This is a genomic window from Phormidesmis sp. 146-12 (genome assembly GCF_052939495.1).
Genome location: NZ_JBJPHS010000016.1, coordinates 1 through 14,873, shown reverse-complemented (window position 1 = coordinate 14,873; position 14,873 = coordinate 1). Strand labels below are relative to the sequence as shown.

At 45.9% G+C, this 14,873-nt stretch carries 13 protein-coding genes; 3 read left to right on the top strand and 10 right to left on the bottom strand.

The features are described from left to right. Positions 1-43 precede the first annotated feature (43 nt). The 3 genes from ACKFKF_RS09570 to ACKFKF_RS09560 all read left to right on the top strand — a co-directional run bounded on the left by ACKFKF_RS09570 (position 44) and on the right by ACKFKF_RS09560 (position 5,869). Complete coding sequence (locus ACKFKF_RS09570; RefSeq protein ID WP_446867513.1) at positions 44-298, top strand: hypothetical protein; 255 nt, start codon at positions 44-46, stop codon at positions 296-298. A gap of 355 nt (positions 299-653) precedes the next feature. After that, positions 654-3,062 carry an AAA family ATPase gene (locus ACKFKF_RS09565; protein WP_446867512.1) on the top strand — a complete coding sequence of 803 codons (2,409 nt, stop codon included), beginning with the start codon at positions 654-656 and terminating at the stop codon, positions 3,060-3,062. A 2-nt stretch (positions 3,063-3,064) separates the two neighbouring features. Next, positions 3,065-5,869, top strand: a complete 2,805-nt coding sequence (locus ACKFKF_RS09560) for a hypothetical protein (RefSeq protein WP_446867511.1) — start codon at positions 3,065-3,067, stop codon at positions 5,867-5,869. Positions 5,870-6,224: 355 nt separating this feature from the next. Here the strand turns inward: ACKFKF_RS09560 and ACKFKF_RS09555 are convergent, their stop codons facing one another. The 10 genes from ACKFKF_RS09555 to ACKFKF_RS09510 all read right to left on the bottom strand — a co-directional run bounded on the left by ACKFKF_RS09555 (position 6,225) and on the right by ACKFKF_RS09510 (position 14,625). Further along, on the bottom strand, positions 6,225-6,455 hold the full coding sequence (locus ACKFKF_RS09555) for a hypothetical protein (protein ID WP_446867510.1): 231 nt from the start codon (positions 6,453-6,455) through the stop codon (positions 6,225-6,227). Between the two features lie 87 nt (positions 6,456-6,542). Next, a complete protein-coding gene (locus tag ACKFKF_RS09550; protein ID WP_446867509.1) occupies positions 6,543-6,833 on the bottom strand; it encodes a type II toxin-antitoxin system RelE/ParE family toxin in 291 nt (96 codons plus the stop codon). Then, positions 6,833-7,066 carry an addiction module protein gene (locus tag ACKFKF_RS09545; RefSeq protein WP_446860330.1) on the bottom strand — a complete coding sequence of 78 codons (234 nt, stop codon included), beginning with the start codon at positions 7,064-7,066 and terminating at the stop codon, positions 6,833-6,835. The genes ACKFKF_RS09550 and ACKFKF_RS09545 overlap by 1 nt, the downstream gene beginning before the upstream one ends. Before the next feature lie 162 nt (positions 7,067-7,228). After that, positions 7,229-8,185, bottom strand: coding sequence for a DNA polymerase III subunit delta (gene holA / locus ACKFKF_RS09540; protein WP_446867508.1), 957 nt, complete (start codon positions 8,183-8,185; stop codon positions 7,229-7,231). An 83-nt stretch (positions 8,186-8,268) separates the two neighbouring features. Continuing rightward, the gene (gene dnaX, locus ACKFKF_RS09535) at positions 8,269-9,663 is read right to left on the bottom strand and encodes a DNA polymerase III subunit gamma/tau (protein ID WP_446867507.1); all 1,395 of its coding nucleotides are present in this window, start codon (positions 9,661-9,663) and stop codon (positions 8,269-8,271) included. 80 nt (positions 9,664-9,743) lie between these two features. Next, positions 9,744-11,003, bottom strand: coding sequence for a DNA polymerase III subunit beta (gene dnaN, locus ACKFKF_RS09530; RefSeq protein WP_446867506.1), 1,260 nt, complete (start codon positions 11,001-11,003; stop codon positions 9,744-9,746). A 206-nt stretch (positions 11,004-11,209) separates the two neighbouring features. Further along, a complete protein-coding gene (locus ACKFKF_RS09525) occupies positions 11,210-11,476 on the bottom strand; it encodes a hypothetical protein (RefSeq protein ID WP_446867505.1) in 267 nt (88 codons plus the stop codon). A gap of 133 nt (positions 11,477-11,609) precedes the next feature. After that, the gene (locus ACKFKF_RS09520) at positions 11,610-12,956 is read right to left on the bottom strand and encodes an ATP-dependent DNA helicase (RefSeq protein WP_446867504.1); all 1,347 of its coding nucleotides are present in this window, start codon (positions 12,954-12,956) and stop codon (positions 11,610-11,612) included. 66 nt (positions 12,957-13,022) lie between these two features. Next, positions 13,023-13,583, bottom strand: a complete 561-nt coding sequence (locus tag ACKFKF_RS09515) for a hypothetical protein (RefSeq protein WP_446867503.1) — start codon at positions 13,581-13,583, stop codon at positions 13,023-13,025. 94 nt (positions 13,584-13,677) lie between these two features. After that, on the bottom strand, positions 13,678-14,625 hold the full coding sequence (locus ACKFKF_RS09510; RefSeq protein WP_446867502.1) for a tyrosine-type recombinase/integrase: 948 nt from the start codon (positions 14,623-14,625) through the stop codon (positions 13,678-13,680). Positions 14,626-14,873 lie beyond the last annotated feature (248 nt).

Genomic DNA, 14,873 nt, shown 5'->3' with positions numbered 1-14,873 from the left:
TCCCCAGAAGGGGGAAAAAGGAAAGGAGAAATTACGGAAGAATGTGCAATTGTTTGGGGCGATGTATTCGATCGTCGTGGCGCTGACTCAGTTACAGGAATTGGTGGATGATACCTGTTTGGCGGTGGGGAGTGAGGCGTATGCGACGGTGTTGCAGATGTATAACTATGCTAAGGCGCGTGGACAGGGTGGAGGCTTGAATGCAGTCGTGGGTGAAATGAGGCAACGGTTTGCCCGCAAACCCCGAAAGGCGAAGGCTCAGGAGGGAACGGTGAAAGTTGAAGGGACAACGGTATAGTAAAAAGCCTGACCATTTGACCTCTGAGACTGACGGTTGAAGCTCAGAGCTCGAAAGATGGAGCAAAAAGCTCGACGTTCCGGGTTCTGAGCTTTAATTCTGGAGCAAAAAGGCTGATGTCCCGAGGTCAAAGGTTGGAATTCCAAGTTTTGAGGTCGAAGTTTCAAGTAAAAAGGTTGGAATTCCGAATTCTGGGGTTGAAAGGTGAGGTTCAGAGAGAGATCGCAAATAATTTCCTGTAGAAAGTATTATGGTTCTGGGCGATATTCGACGTTTTGAGCTAAAAGTATTTATCCTTGAAGAGACTCATCTCTCCTTGAACTTTGTCCTTTGCACTTGAGGATCTACCTTTGCAATGGAACCAATCACCTGGGCATTTATTCTAACCAGTATTCTCGGCGGAATCATTGGTAATCGAGCTGATGCAGGTTTCGTGCGTGCATGGGGAACCGGTACAAAAGCTTTAGCATCTCGTATTGGGCAGGGAGATCAGTATGTCAACGATGAATTAGAGAAGGCAGTACGTCGATCGTTCTTAAGAGCATTGCAAACGATAGCAAGTGATAGCCTGGAACAGTTAACGGGGGGATTCCAGAAGTACCGAGGGATTTATGTATGTAGTCAAGAAAGTAGACAGGACGTAACTTGGCTAGACCAGTATTTCAAGAAAGTAGAGAAGCAGATTACTCAAATAGAAAATGATAATCTAATAACAGTTCCTCTAGAGTCAGTACAGCAAATTGAGTTGTTGGTAACTCCAGATGGAATATTAAATGAAACTTTAGTTGAGAAAGCGAAGCAACAGCTAATAGATTCAGCAGCACAGGAGCCAGGAACTCCAGAACTCTATCGAAGGGTAGCTGAGGAAAGCTTATTCGAGCGACTCTGCCTATTTTTTACTTACGAGATTAAAAATAACTCTGCGGTTCGTGACATTTTCCAGACTCAACTTCTAGCTAAGGTTAATCAAATTCTTGAAGGGCAAGCCTTGACGCTGGAGAGTATGCAATTAGCATTGAAAGACATTACAAGCTCACTACCACATTTACTAAATAAGCTAGATTCTTTAGAAATTGCAGTTCAACAACTTGGATATAATCAAGAACAACAATTTTCCGAACTTACTTCAATTCTGTTGAATAATGCTACCACTCTGGAAAATGTTAAAGATTTATTACTTGAAAATCGCCAAATCCATGCTGATCTTGAAAAGTTACAGCAAGAGGCAAGATTCATATTAGGTGAGATCCGTACAGACATTGGAGGCTTAACGCTTAACCGCGCTAATGTGGTTGCTGAAGCATTGGAGAAGCTATCGAACACTTTGCTCTTAGAAATAGGGGGTGCTCCTGGAGTTGGTAAATCAGCCGTATTGAAAGCTCTTGCTGAGTATCAGAGAAACCAAGGACCTACCGTGGTTTTTTCAGGCGATCGCATCACTGGTACAGGTTGGAATGGTTATGCCAGCTATTTGCAACTCACTCAACCACTGGATAAGTTATTGCTTGCACTAAGCAATGGTGCTCAAACTACAATTTTCATCGACGGAATTGATCGCATCACTGAGCAAGGAAAACGCTCTGTTATCAACGACTTATTTCGCACATTAGCAGAGCTTTCCAGTGATGAAAATGATTCTTCAGGCTGGATAGTTGTGTATTCAGCACGGGAGGAAAACCTCCAAGACGTTTATCGGTGGTTAAATTGGCAAGTTTTGGGAAAACCCATGAGACTGCAAGTACCAGAATTAACCTTCGCTGAACTTCAAAGAGTTGCTGAACATAGTCTTCGCCTTAAACCACTGTTGTATCTTGAGCAACTATCTCCTGTACTGAAAACCCCATTAATGTTGAGCTTATTAGAAGATGTACGAATGCTGCCAAACTCAGGAGAATTACCACCCCTTGCTACAGAAATAGAAATTAGTAGAGTTTGGTGGGAGAGAATGGTAGGAGATGAAGGCTCTGTTACTGGTCGTGACAGGAAAAATTCTCTTTTAAGAGTAGGAAGACGAGTTGTTCGTTCTCCTGGAAAGCTTTTTCCTACTGAAGATGACGTTTCTCCTGAATCAATTATCTCCCTCAAATCAGACCGAATCCTCTCACAAGATCCTGAACGAGAATTGTACCGTTTTAGTCATGACTTGTTAGAAGATTGGGTGATGTATCGTGTGCTGGACCAACATCGAGAAGAACTACCTGCCTACCTACAAGAGATAGGTGAACCATTTGGTCTATATAGAGCAGTTCAATTGCTAGGAGTAGCCTTACTAGAAAACTCTGAAACAGCAGATGTTTGGATTCAACGAATTGAAGAAATTGAGCAAGCCTCAAAGCTCTCCTCTAGATGGCGACAAGCTCTTTTAACTGCTCCTCTCATTTCACCACGCGCAAACGAACTACTTAATAAAGCAGAGTCCTTATTGCTTGCGAACAATGCACAACGATTAATTGAGTTAATGGTTGTATTACGAACTGTGGAAGTTATTCCGAATTTCTCATTAATACCTTTATCTACAAAAACAAAACAAGAACTTGCTAATCAACTCATGCCACTTTTCATGAGCGATCCGATACCAAGATGGTCAATATGGAAACCCTTCATGGGTTGGCTGCTAGAACATATTAATAATTTGCCTAAAGAGATTCGTCTAGAATCTTCTAGGTTAATGAAAATGTGGCAAACAAAAGCACCAATAGGTTCTATCTATCGAAGAGAAATTGGCGAAATTTCATTCAAATGGCTTGAAGAAGCAGGAGATTAGTTATGGCAAGAAATGACGAGTATAAAGATAATCTAAACAAAATTGTATTTCATTCAGCCGACGTTCTGCCAAAAAGAGTCATCACTTATCTCCAAGGAGTTGCAGAGCATAATCATTCTGATGTAATAAAAGAAGTTTTCAAAAACTATCAACCTCTAGCAGATCGTATCCCCAAGGAATTCATAGACTTTGCTGTTGATGTTCTAATATCTAAACCAAGATGTCCTATAACTCCACGAGATAATCTTGAATATGCAATTTATCTGGCAAAATCTAACCGATTTAAGCCACGTTCTATGTTTGGTATTCGAGACAATTGGGACTATGAGCTATTTAATCCACCCGCTTATATTCATGGACCATTTTTATACCTACTTTCAAAGGATGAAAATGAAGGTCTGCGTTTAGTGCATACTCTCACAAATGCAGCAACTGATCGATGGTATGAATATACACGAAGAGAAAGTTTAGATGAGCAAGAAAGTTTGGATGAACGCTTTCTAACTGTATTACCAATAAAACTCAATTTGCCTTTTGGAGAGCAGGAATTCTGGGGAGATGTCCAAGTTTACTGTTTATACCGAGGAGGAATGTCCTATAACGGATCTAACACAGTTATGTCTGCTCTTATGGCTCTTGAAGTCTGGATGGAGAAGCAGATTGAGAATGGTAGAGATATAGAGGAACTTTTTGAGAAAGTTCTTAGGGGTAGTAATAGTGTTGCGGTGTTGGGAATTTGTATCAGCCTCACTCTTGCTCATCCTCAAAAGTGCCTCAAAGCAGCATTACCCATCGTTAGTTCTCCTGCAATTTGGAGTATAGACATTCAACGCTTAGTTGACGACATGAGTAGTCGCTTCAGACTTCCGTTTGAGAGGAATGATTGGGTTTATAAATTGCTTGAAGAACATGATCAGAAGCCTCATCGTAAACTGGACATCCGCTCACTCGCAACACACTACCTATTTTTTAGCGATGAATCTCTTCGCATATCATTTGAGCAGGCTGTCAGCCAATTTACTGAAAATCTACCATTTCAATACCGAGAGGAAGAACAAGACTCTGTAACCATTTCTGCTATTCACAAGAAAATGGAAAATTATCAAGCTTTTGGCAAAAGAGAAAATTATCAGCTTTTCAAAAATGGGGACAACTTGTATGTGCAATTTCAACAACCTGAGCATATAAAGAAACGAAACGAGAAAGAACTTGCTATTAACTCTGAATATCAACGATGGCTCCGCATGGAACTGTGGTCTCGTAAAGCGATAGAGGAAAACAATATAGAAGACAGGGAAGCTCTGGAAGAGATGGTCAAGTGGGCTAAAGAATTTCAACAGTCGAATGACTTTACTAGTGAAGAGTCGGAGAATTCTTATGACAATTCGCGCTTAGGAGCAATTGCTAGTGTTGCTGCCGCAGCTCTTGTCATAGATTTTGAATGGATGAAAGCTCAAGATCTTCTTCAATGGAGCAAAGATATTCTGATGTTAGCGGCTCGTGCTGCTCAACCCTCTGTATATGCTAGACCACTTTGTAGATTTGATGTATCTGCCGGACGTGGATTAGCTGCTCTTGCTGCACATGGAATAGCCGATTTAGAAGCACGCCGACAAATTCTTCTACTTGTTGGTAAATCATTGAAACGATTTGCTCATTCCGATGATAGGGTTCTTAAGGTATTGTTTCTCAGTTTACAGTCTGCTTGGAGCGTCGATCCAGTACTGTTTTGGAATGCCTTGAGTCTTTGCCTCTCCTTGTCTATAATTCCTGGACAAGTTTATTATGGGACTCGTGTTGGAGAATTTGGAACTAGTTATGAAGAGCTAGAAACTTGGGAAGACAATATTATTCAAAGTCACTTTGATTATTTAGCAAAAAATGAAATTCCTCAACTTCCCAGAATTCCCACAGCAAGAAATACTGTTTTTGTGCATGAACAGGCTAAATACGGGCTTTATGCTTTGCCGCTCACTGAGTTGTGTCAAGTCTATAACATAAAAGATAATTTGCTTCAGCTTTGTGACAATTTAATAGCTCGAACTATTGAAGATAACTTACCAGTAGAGGGTAGACAGTATTCACAACCTAATCGACCATATACGTGGAATCCTTTTATCTTCAACTGGACGGCGTATTTAGCAAAGTCACTCAGCATAGAGGAAATTCGCCATCATATTCTGACACCATTGCAGAATAGTTGGGCTAAGGTTCCAGATTTGACGGCTGATTTGCTAGATGGATACATCAGTCATCAAATTGCTTATGTTGAAGGACCAACTGAACAAGCTCTAGAAATTTGGAAAGAAATTTGTACCTGGGTGCTGGATAATCCAGAAATTTCTAGAAAAGCCAGCCATGACTACCTCGATCGTGATACTGAAAAAGTTTTACAACTGCTCGTTTTTACCCAGCATGGTAGTTCTCGAATTAAAGACGACTGGCAGTATGCCCACCTTTTTGTTGATATTTTTGATAGATGGGTTGGTGTAGCTGGTCATAATCCCGACACCTATAGCCATCTTATTATTATGCTCAACGGAATTGGCTGGCAGTTTTCACCAGAACCAACGCTTAACTGGCTCAGTCAGTGTGCAAGCAATGCCACTCACGACCTTTGGAGTGAAAAACGCGGAAATGGCAGAAGAACAGCAGAATTATTAAACCGAATTTGGATCAACTTTGAAACACAAATTCGGAAGAACACCGAAAGCTTGAAACGGTACTCTGAGCTAGTTTATCGCTTAGTTCGTGCAGGTGTGCCCTTAGCAAGTACCCTTCAAAGGAAGCTGGAAGGACGAGGATAAGCCTGGTTTGCAAAATAGTAGGCTCAATGCTTCTAGCGCATCAGGAGCGATCGCCCTCTAACCCTCACCTTCGATCCTCTGCTCCCGAAATTCCGATCTTTGAACCCCAAACTTCGCCTTTCAATTTCAAAACTCCGACTTCAGAGCTTGGAACTTTGACTTCAGAACTCGGAACTTTGACCCCGAACACCGAACGTCAGCCTTAAAGCTCGGAACTCTGACATCTGAACACGGTACGTCAAGCTTGGAACTCGAAACTCCAAGATCAAAGCTGCAATGGTCAGGTTTGCCGTGCAACGCGACTCTTCCAGAGGCTGAAGCTATACGAACAGAAGCTCAACTGTGTAAACCTGTATCAAAAACCACTCGATGCAGGCTCAGCAGCAAGTAACCAACGTTGCTCGTGGAGACGGTGCCATGCCTTACAAACGTGCTGAGGCTTCATAAGTTCTCGTTGTCGTAGACTCCAATCCTGAACTTTGGCGATCGCCTTCTGAAAGCTTGCTGCTGTTTGCGAATCTTCCTGAGTAACCCAGTGGGTAATGGTTAGCATCTCTAACCCATATTGGCTCTCGAAGCCTTCCATCAGATCAGACACCCGACTTAGAACGTCAGTCGCAGCAGAGTTATCAACCAGATAAGCATGAGCAATTTCTGTTGCGATTGGAAAAAGTCAAACTCTATCTGTCCAGTAATTTGGCTTGCGCTGGAGATGCATAAAGGCAACAATCAAGATGCGATCGCCCCGAATCTGGTAAACGATGCCGTAGGGAAAGCCAACGGTTCGGCAGCGTCTCGTGTTTATGGATAGTTGTGCCCAAGCCTCTGGAAACTTGACAATGCGTTCCAGCGATCGCTCTACCTCATCGAGAAAAGCATCGCCTAATTCCTGATTGATCCCATCGTAGTAATCAACCGCTTCTTGCAGTTCTCTCTGAGCATCAGGATGAAAATCGTACCGCATCAGCGATTCCGAGAACGCAGTTCCCGTATAACCTGTTCGCCAGGAATCAGTGTCACTGTTCCTTGCTCCACCGCCTGAACTCGCCGTTCAGCTTCCTCCGCCCAGAGCATATCGACTTCTGCCTGTTGTTGGGCATCCAGGCTTTTCAGAAGATGCTCCGCCAACATCGCCCTTAAACCAGGTGGGAGCGCCAAAGCAGCACCAAAAATGTCATCGTAGGCAGTATTAACCATACTTATGAAGTTCTGCGTTAGAGGCTATACCCATTTTAAGCGTTTTTTAGAATACAGGCATGTAAACAGTTTCTCCAGCAACAGACATAGCCGCTAAATTACATTTTTAGGGTGCAGCAGTGCTCAGAACCTGGTGATTTTGGTCAGATTATGCACCCTAAATCAAGTCTTGAATAGCCTTGCAACCCCCACCAGTGCTGGCATTATCACGTCAGGATTGGCTCCCTGTTTCAAGTCGCATTCCAACTCGAACAGCGATGTCACTGCTTGAGTCAACGCTATTATCGGCGTTTTGGCAACCTCTTGACGCAGGTAGTAGAGCCGCTTGGGGTTGCCCACTCCGCATAGTTGAGCGATTTCGGTGTCTTTCCGCCGCGTCTGATCGTTGAGGGCACACTTGACCCATAACCAGGTGCGAAACTGAGTCAGAAGAGTTGAGAGAACCACTAGCGGAACCTCAGCTCTCGATCGCAATTCATGTAGCACTTGCATCGTCAGTGCCATGTCCCCTTTTCTTATCGCCTCAGCCAGTTGCAAGCTACTGTGCATCGTACTGGAGACTAGGCGTTTCACCTCTGCGAGGCTTAGAGATTGACCGTTGGCATACGCCTTCAACTTTGTCAGTTCAGAATCCATTCGCGCCAAATTATTTCCGATCGCGCTTGCCAGGTATGCAACCACAGGTTGAGCCAGAGCTAATCTTTGCTGCCTCGCTCGATTTGCGATCGCAGCCTCAATCAAATCTGTGCGCCAGGGTGGAATGATCTCAAACTCTTGCAGTTCGCCGTGTTTGAGTAGATGTTTTGCCACTTTCAGGCGCTTATCGATGCTTTTGCCTGTCAATATCAGTGTGGTGCTGGTGGGCAAGCTGGGAAGCATTTGCAGGATTTCAAGTTGTTGTTCGCCAAACTGATTGAACTGGCAGTTCTCAACAACAACGACCCGCTTTATGTCAGCTAGAGGTGAAGTGCGGGCAGTTGCGATCGCTTCAGCTAAAGCTTCCGGTCCATAGATATGGAAATTGAACGCCAACCAGGTTGAATCAAGTTTGGACTTGAAAACTGCAAGCTTTTGCTGAATTGAATATGTGTCTTCGCCAATCAGTAAATATGTGGGCATGGCTGTTGTAGAAGAGAGGGTAAAACTGACAGTTGCAGGGCAATTTAGTAGCGGGCGCTGTCAGTGACAGAAATCGTTGTTCATCAGAGAGCAGCAGTCGTGGTTGCTCGAATCTCTAGTTTCACAGGTTTTTTTCCACCAATTAGCTTTTGCATCATGCGGGCAATTTTGGCAGCATTCGCCTCGAACTGCTCCAAATACTGTTCTTCAACAGCAAGTACCGCATGATTATCGTTGAAGCTCTGCATCCTGGCTCTGCTCAAAAATCGCTTGGTATTGTCTGGAGCGCGGTCAATCACTTTTTGCCAGAGTTTCTTGGCTGTCATCTGACCGCTACCATTGTTCCTGTAGACTGACTGTTCCGGTGATGGAAACGTTGCTTTAGGTTTGCTCGTCAGCTTGGGCAGCAGATTCAGTAAACAGACCTCCAGCCAAACTTGAGCATTAGGACTGAAGCGGAGTTGACCTTCGCTGGCGTGGAGTTGAGCCAACCCTGCTTGAATTGTGTCATGGCTCCAACACTGAGCGATCAACTGAAGTTGATCCGAACTGACAGAACTGGTCAATAAGTGCCGTTGATTCGGGGCGGATTGTACAATTAACAAGTCTCGGTAGGTTTGTAGCAAGCTGCTCAGAATCAATTTGGGAGATTTGCCCGCATCCATCAAGTTACGGGCAGTTTGCAGCAGTTGAAATGTGTCACTAGCAGCCATCGCTTGCAACATTGCCAGTATGTCCACTTCGGCAATTCCGCCTGCCAACTCAATCACCTGACTTGCCGTGACTTCCTCACCCAGTAAACGCACTTGAGCCAGCAGTTGTAGGGCATCTCGCAATCCACCTTCACATAGCCGAGCGATCGCCATCAACGCTTCATCCTGAATCACGATCGCTTCCGTATCTGCAATCCAGCGCAGATGTTTCACGATCGTCTTAACCGACAATACTCGGAATTCAAATCGCTGACAACGGCTGGCGATCGTTGGTAATACTTTGTGAGCCTCTGTTGTACACAAAATGAATACAACGTGCTTCGGTGGTTCTTCAATGCATTTGAGCAAAGCGTTTTGTGCCTGGGTTGTGAGTTGATGGCACTCGTCCACAATCACAATTCGATAACGCCCTAGCACTGGAGCTAAATTCACTCGTTGAGTTAGTTCTCGTGCATCATCCACACCATTATGACTAGCAGCATCAATTTCGGTTACATCCAAACTGTTACTGACTTCGATGGAACGACAGGACTGGCATTCGCCACAAGGTTCAGTGGTTGGTCGATCGTCGTCGAGACAGTTCAAAGACTTGGCGAAGATGCGAGCAGTGCTGGTTTTACCTGTGCCTCTCGACCCAGTGAACAGATAGGCAGGCGCAATGTGCTGTTGAGCAATTGAATTACTCAAAGTTCGTTGAATCATAGGCTGTCCAACCAAATCTTGCAAGGTCTGCGGTCGATACGCTAAATGCAGTGCGGTGGTCATGGTTTTGAAAATGTAAGGTCATCATTTTTGCCCCAGTTGGGGGAAACTGCACCAGAGTGGCGCTCTAGTGCAGCGATCGATTAGTCATCGTCCTCGGTTGTTTGGTTCTCTGATATCTCCTCGGATGGAGTTTGACCGTTCACTTCATCCTGATTCACCATCGGAAACAGAAAATAGGTGGCTTCCATACGCAGTTCTGGAATGTCCACATCCCCCACCGCCTCAACCTTAGCAGGCGTATTAAACTGATGCATTACCAGCTTGAGAGCAGAACTGCTCATCGCTTTGAGAATGTTTAACAGGTAGGTGACGTTGAATTTGATCGCCATGCCCTTTACAGTTTCAGGAATCGCTGCATCGAGCACCTGCTTGCCTTTGCCGTAATCCCGCTCGATTAAAAGGTCGATCGTCTGGTGCTGGCTATCAAAGCAGAATTTGACCGTTTTCACCTTTTTGTCTGCCAGCACTGCCAGCCGCTCCAATCGCGATAGCAAGGATGAACGGCTGATAGTAACTGTTTGGTTGAATGGATAGCGGCTCAACAGCAAATCGCAGTCAGGATACTCTTCTTCGAGGCATTGACACGAAATTTGCTTCGAGAGGTCGTCCTCCTCCACAGCAAATAGAACCCGCTTCGCCTTGTCGTCATAGAACACCTGCAACTCGGTTTCGGATGCTGTTTTCTCCAGCGTCTTCGCCAGTTCCTTCAAGGCTTTGCCCGGAATAATATAAGCACTTGCAGCTTCAGTCTGCACCTTACGCTTTTTCTTGCCGATGCCACTCGTATCTAGCACCACCTTCGCAACCTGATGTCCGTCGGTTGCAGTGCAATGCAGTGTGCTCCCGTCCAATTTCCATTCCATGCCTGTCAGCACCCGTTTCGTTTCATCTGTACTGACAGCAAACAACACACCCTTCAGCCCCGCTTGCACAACTTTGGCTGGCAAAGAAGCCGGATTGCCCGCTACAGCAGCGACTTCAGGAAACTCTTCTGAACTCATGCCCCGGATCTCAGTGATGCCGCCCTGCTCATCGCTCAAGATTGCTGAGGAGCTTTCTTCAGTTTGAGTGGTGTCGATCGCCAGTAAACCCATCGGACATCGGCTCACCACGGCACTTAAAATTTCAGCAGGCAGCGTAATGGCACCCGATCGCTGCACAGTTGCCTCACAACTAGCAGACAGGCTAATTGCCATGTCAGAGGTGATCAGCTTCACCTGCTGTGTGTCCTGATCAGCAACCAATAAGACATTTGCCAGCACTGGATGTAATGGTTTAGTAGGCACGGCAGCTTTGACAAACGCCAGTGCCTCGTTTAATTTAGCTTGCGCGATCGCCAACTTCAATCCTTCCTGTGTAATTATCTCCGCGTTCTCTTTAGGTTTGCTGTCAGATTTAGAGCGTCGGGATTTCTTAGGGATTGCCTCCGTTGAATCGTTTGAAGCAGTTATCCGTGTTTTCCCATTAACAGATCGAGTTTTGGTTGTAGTCATGGTCGTGGATTGCAATCACGTCATGAGATCGTGGCGGTAGCCTCAACAAGTTCTCAACGGTTTCGTCTCCGATCCAAGCTGCGAAGTTGCAATTCCTGCCACCAGGTTGTACTGCGTTGCGTCAGTCCTTCTAATCGATACAGCCATTGATAGGACTGCTCCTCTGTCTCTACACACCATACACCAACGATCATTCCAACCTCCTGAGTCGTCTTGACTTTAACCAGTTGGAAGAATGAAAATTCTGGCATTGGAACCGCAGGATTCAGTACCGGAATTGATCGGGTGGGATCATTAGACTGTGGCAATTGCGTTGTCATCGGTAAACACCTACATAGAAATTGCTATCGAAGAAGGCTGACTTGCAATGACCAATTAATCTTTGGCATCAGATTCAAGTTCAGCCCCAATGATTTTTCTGGTTCTAATTGAGTTGGCTGACTGGAGCAGGACTTATGACCAAGCCACCAGCACTCGTCTTTTTGCGCGGCTCGCTCCGACGTAGAACAGGCGGTTATATTCTCGAATACTGCTGCGATCGCCATCCCCTAAACGCTTCCGCAGGTCATCGCCATCAATGCCGACTTCTTCAAACGTGCTGCCTTGAGAGCTATGTACTGTCAACGCAAAGCAGGGGCGCACCTGAGCGAAGGTTTCCAAATGGCGATAGTACCTGCGCCACAGAAATGGATTTCGTTTGGCATCGTTGCTCAATCGTTGGGACTCGCTGTCAAAACGGAGCCGCTCATCCTCGTGCAAAACATAGAGCTGCCGTTCCGTCTCAAATCCCTCTGGCAGCACTGTTAAGCACCAAGTGCGATAACCTTCATAGCGTTGTTCCTCAATGTTCGTGATAGTAAATTCGATGGAGGTCGGTAACACGACCGTTTTGCCATCGGGAGCGATCGCACTTTCCATCGTGATCAACCGCTCGCTTACCAGAAACCGAGAAGCATGATTGCCATAAAGTTGCCTGCGGAGCAATCGGTTGTAATAATCCACCCGTTTGTTGGTCCAACACAGAACACGAAAGCGATTGGATTCCTGTTCAAACTGCTGAACTCGCTTACAGGCATAGTTCAACAGCGTCGTTGAGTTGACCAGAACCATGCCACTCTGCCGATCCTCGGTGGTATGCATCAACGGTTGAAAGAGCGATCGCTGTTTAATCGCTTGCCGACAGCGCTTCAGCACCTCCAGCAAGGGATTATCGTCGTTCTGACGTACCACCTGAGTCAGGATGGTTTTGTCCGGCACACTGAAACTGGGTGATTTCAGTTCGTTGACGGGGTTCAACTGTGCTGGATCGCCCATCAAGACAATCTTGCTACGGCACCAGAGATTGGAGACTGCTTGCTGAATCCAGTCCCACAAATCCCGATTTACCATCGAACACTCATCGACCACTACCAGATCAAACAATTCCAGATAAGAAGGACTGGTACGCTCTAAAGCTTTCTCCTTACCGCGCTTGACCAAACTCAATCCGAGAAGCTGATGGATAGTCATGCAGTCTACTCGGAGTCCTTGCTCAGATGCCATCTGCTTAAGGACTGCCACCGCTTTATTAGTCGGCGCAGTCAGAACAACCTTCAGTCCTGCCCCTGCAATCAACAATCGCACGACTTGCACAATGGTTGTACTTTTGCCCGTCCCTGGATACCCAGCCAGCAAGAACAGTTTTTTCTCATCGTCACTCAAAAACTGCTGCAATGCCCTGACTGCTGTCTGTTGTTGCTCAGTCAGCAGCAGAGGAGGTGGCGATGCAGTTTGGCTTGAAACCGGAGGATTGACTACCACCTGCGCGTCCTCAACTCATCAATTGAGTGGAAGCGGTAGCCATTTTGGGTAGTGGGTGAGCAAATCCTACGAGTTTTTGTTCAGCCAATCCATGCCTTCGTCATCCAGAAAGTCCAGCACATCCAGGTCAACAACTTGATGTTTCGGCTGATTCTTGACAATCAATTTGTCGCGAAAGGGATTGGCATCAACAACGGTAGTGGGATTTTCCGATGGAGAATGCTTTGTGACGGTTGCTTTTGACTGCGATGCCTGAACCGGAGTTTGCCGATTTGCCTGTTGGACGATCAGACGACGAACGGCGATCGCAGCCTCACCACTAATCACAACCAACCACTGTACCTGCGACCAATCCCTTACTTGCTCTGGCTGAGTCACTTGAGCCAAAACGACTTTGCCTTGCTTCACTTCTGGCGTGTAAGCCGTCGCCCCTTGAATCGGTTGATTGAACCAAAGCTCGACTACAGGCACTTGATCGTCCCGGTCGAGCGATCGCGTCAGCCGAAATCGATCCTCTCGCCGTTTGATGACAATCTGACAGTTGTGAATCGGCAGCACTTGACCGTTCACCAGAATCGACTGACCGGGAACTAACCATCTGGCTTTTGGCGCAGCAGACTTGGACATTGGACATCTGTTGTACGTTACGCAATCGTTTTGATTCTAATCCTCCCATCTTTAAAGGAGTTTAGGCGTACTATTCTAACAGGAAGCGATCGCATTAATCGCCAAATGCCGCATGAAAGGCTGCCTCTGCTGCTTGCTGACGGGCGTGTTCACTGTAGCGACGGAAAGCACTTTCCGATTTGTGGCGGGTTAGTTTTCGTGCCAGGTAGCTATCAACGCCTTTCAGCACCAAGCGCGTTGCAAATGTATGGCGCAGCCGATGAGGGTGACAGTTTTCAACTCCAGCCACTTCACCTAAATCTTTGATCAAATCGTAAATCCCTCGATAGCCCAGTCGCTTGCCTCGACTATTGTGCGAAGTGGATAAAAATAGGGGAGACTCCGGACGCAATTCCGCTCCTCGCTCCTGCCGTTCTTCCAAATAAGCTTGTACCGCGATTACTGCTTCAGACACTAATGGCACTTGTCCTACACTATCGCGCTTGGCTTTGCGAATCGTAATCCGCTGCCCATCAAAATCTCCCACGATCAACTGGGACACTTCGTCCACTCGCAGCCCATGTTCTAGAACTGAGAGAATGGCACGATCGCGAACTTCCGTATCACCTCGGAATTCCAATGTTGCCCATAATGCCGTCATTTCTGTTTCACTAAAGTGCTGTGCTTGAGGTTCTGGTGGTGACGGGGTGCGGACTGCCAGTGTGGGATTCTCCGCCAAGTAATGGCTGTCTACCATCCATCTGAAGAAGCTTTTGAGCGCCGCGATCGCCTGCGCTACCGAGGCGGGCGATAGTCCTCGCTGTTGAAGTTGAAACTTAAACTCCGCTACATCCTGGCTAGTTATGTCCGCCCACTCCTTATTCGCCCAGGTTAGAAATCGCTGCAACTCTCGCCGATACTCTTTCTGAGTTTTTGCCGCTAACGCCTTCGACTTGAGAAATTGGTCAATCTTGGTTTGAGGAGCATCTTCACCCACCACCTCTAGGGTTGAGGGATTAATATTCGTAGGGAAAATTTCAAGGATCGAGGTTAGTTCTGCCATCTCAATTTGCCTGGAATATGGGTGCTTAGATACTAGCTGGGGAGAAAGCCCTGTATTTGATGAAAACCTTTAGATCATGGGGTTCAATCGAATTGTTGGACTAGAATGCTGATATGAGAATTTAATTTAGTGTAATTTTAGTGTAAGTCAACCAATGGTTAATTGGTTGAGGTAAAAATCATTTTATCAGTTGTGTGACTTTACCCATAACCTGTCCAGAACGGACAACTTATGAATGAAACCGGAAC

Excerpts from the sequence above, each read along its gene's own strand:
- ACKFKF_RS09515 (WP_446867503.1), bottom strand. The coding sequence starts at position 13,583 with ATGTCCAAGTCTGCTGCGCCAAAAGCCAGATGGTTAGTTCCCGGTCAG.
- ACKFKF_RS09510 (WP_446867502.1), bottom strand. The coding sequence starts at position 14,625 with ATGGCAGAACTAACCTCGATCCTTGAAATTTTCCCTACGAATATTAAT.
- ACKFKF_RS09545 (WP_446860330.1), bottom strand. The coding sequence starts at position 7,066 with ATGGTTAATACTGCCTACGATGACATTTTTGGTGCTGCTTTGGCGCTC.
- ACKFKF_RS09565 (WP_446867512.1), top strand. The coding sequence starts at position 654 with ATGGAACCAATCACCTGGGCATTTATTCTAACCAGTATTCTCGGCGGA.
- ACKFKF_RS09525 (WP_446867505.1), bottom strand. The coding sequence starts at position 11,476 with ATGACAACGCAATTGCCACAGTCTAATGATCCCACCCGATCAATTCCG.
- ACKFKF_RS09560 (WP_446867511.1), top strand. The coding sequence starts at position 3,065 with ATGGCAAGAAATGACGAGTATAAAGATAATCTAAACAAAATTGTATTT.
- ACKFKF_RS09555 (WP_446867510.1), bottom strand. The coding sequence starts at position 6,455 with ATGGAAGGCTTCGAGAGCCAATATGGGTTAGAGATGCTAACCATTACC.
- dnaX (WP_446867507.1), bottom strand. The coding sequence starts at position 9,663 with ATGACCACCGCACTGCATTTAGCGTATCGACCGCAGACCTTGCAAGAT.
- ACKFKF_RS09550 (WP_446867509.1), bottom strand. The coding sequence starts at position 6,833 with ATGCGGTACGATTTTCATCCTGATGCTCAGAGAGAACTGCAAGAAGCG.
- holA (WP_446867508.1), bottom strand. The coding sequence starts at position 8,185 with ATGCCCACATATTTACTGATTGGCGAAGACACATATTCAATTCAGCAA.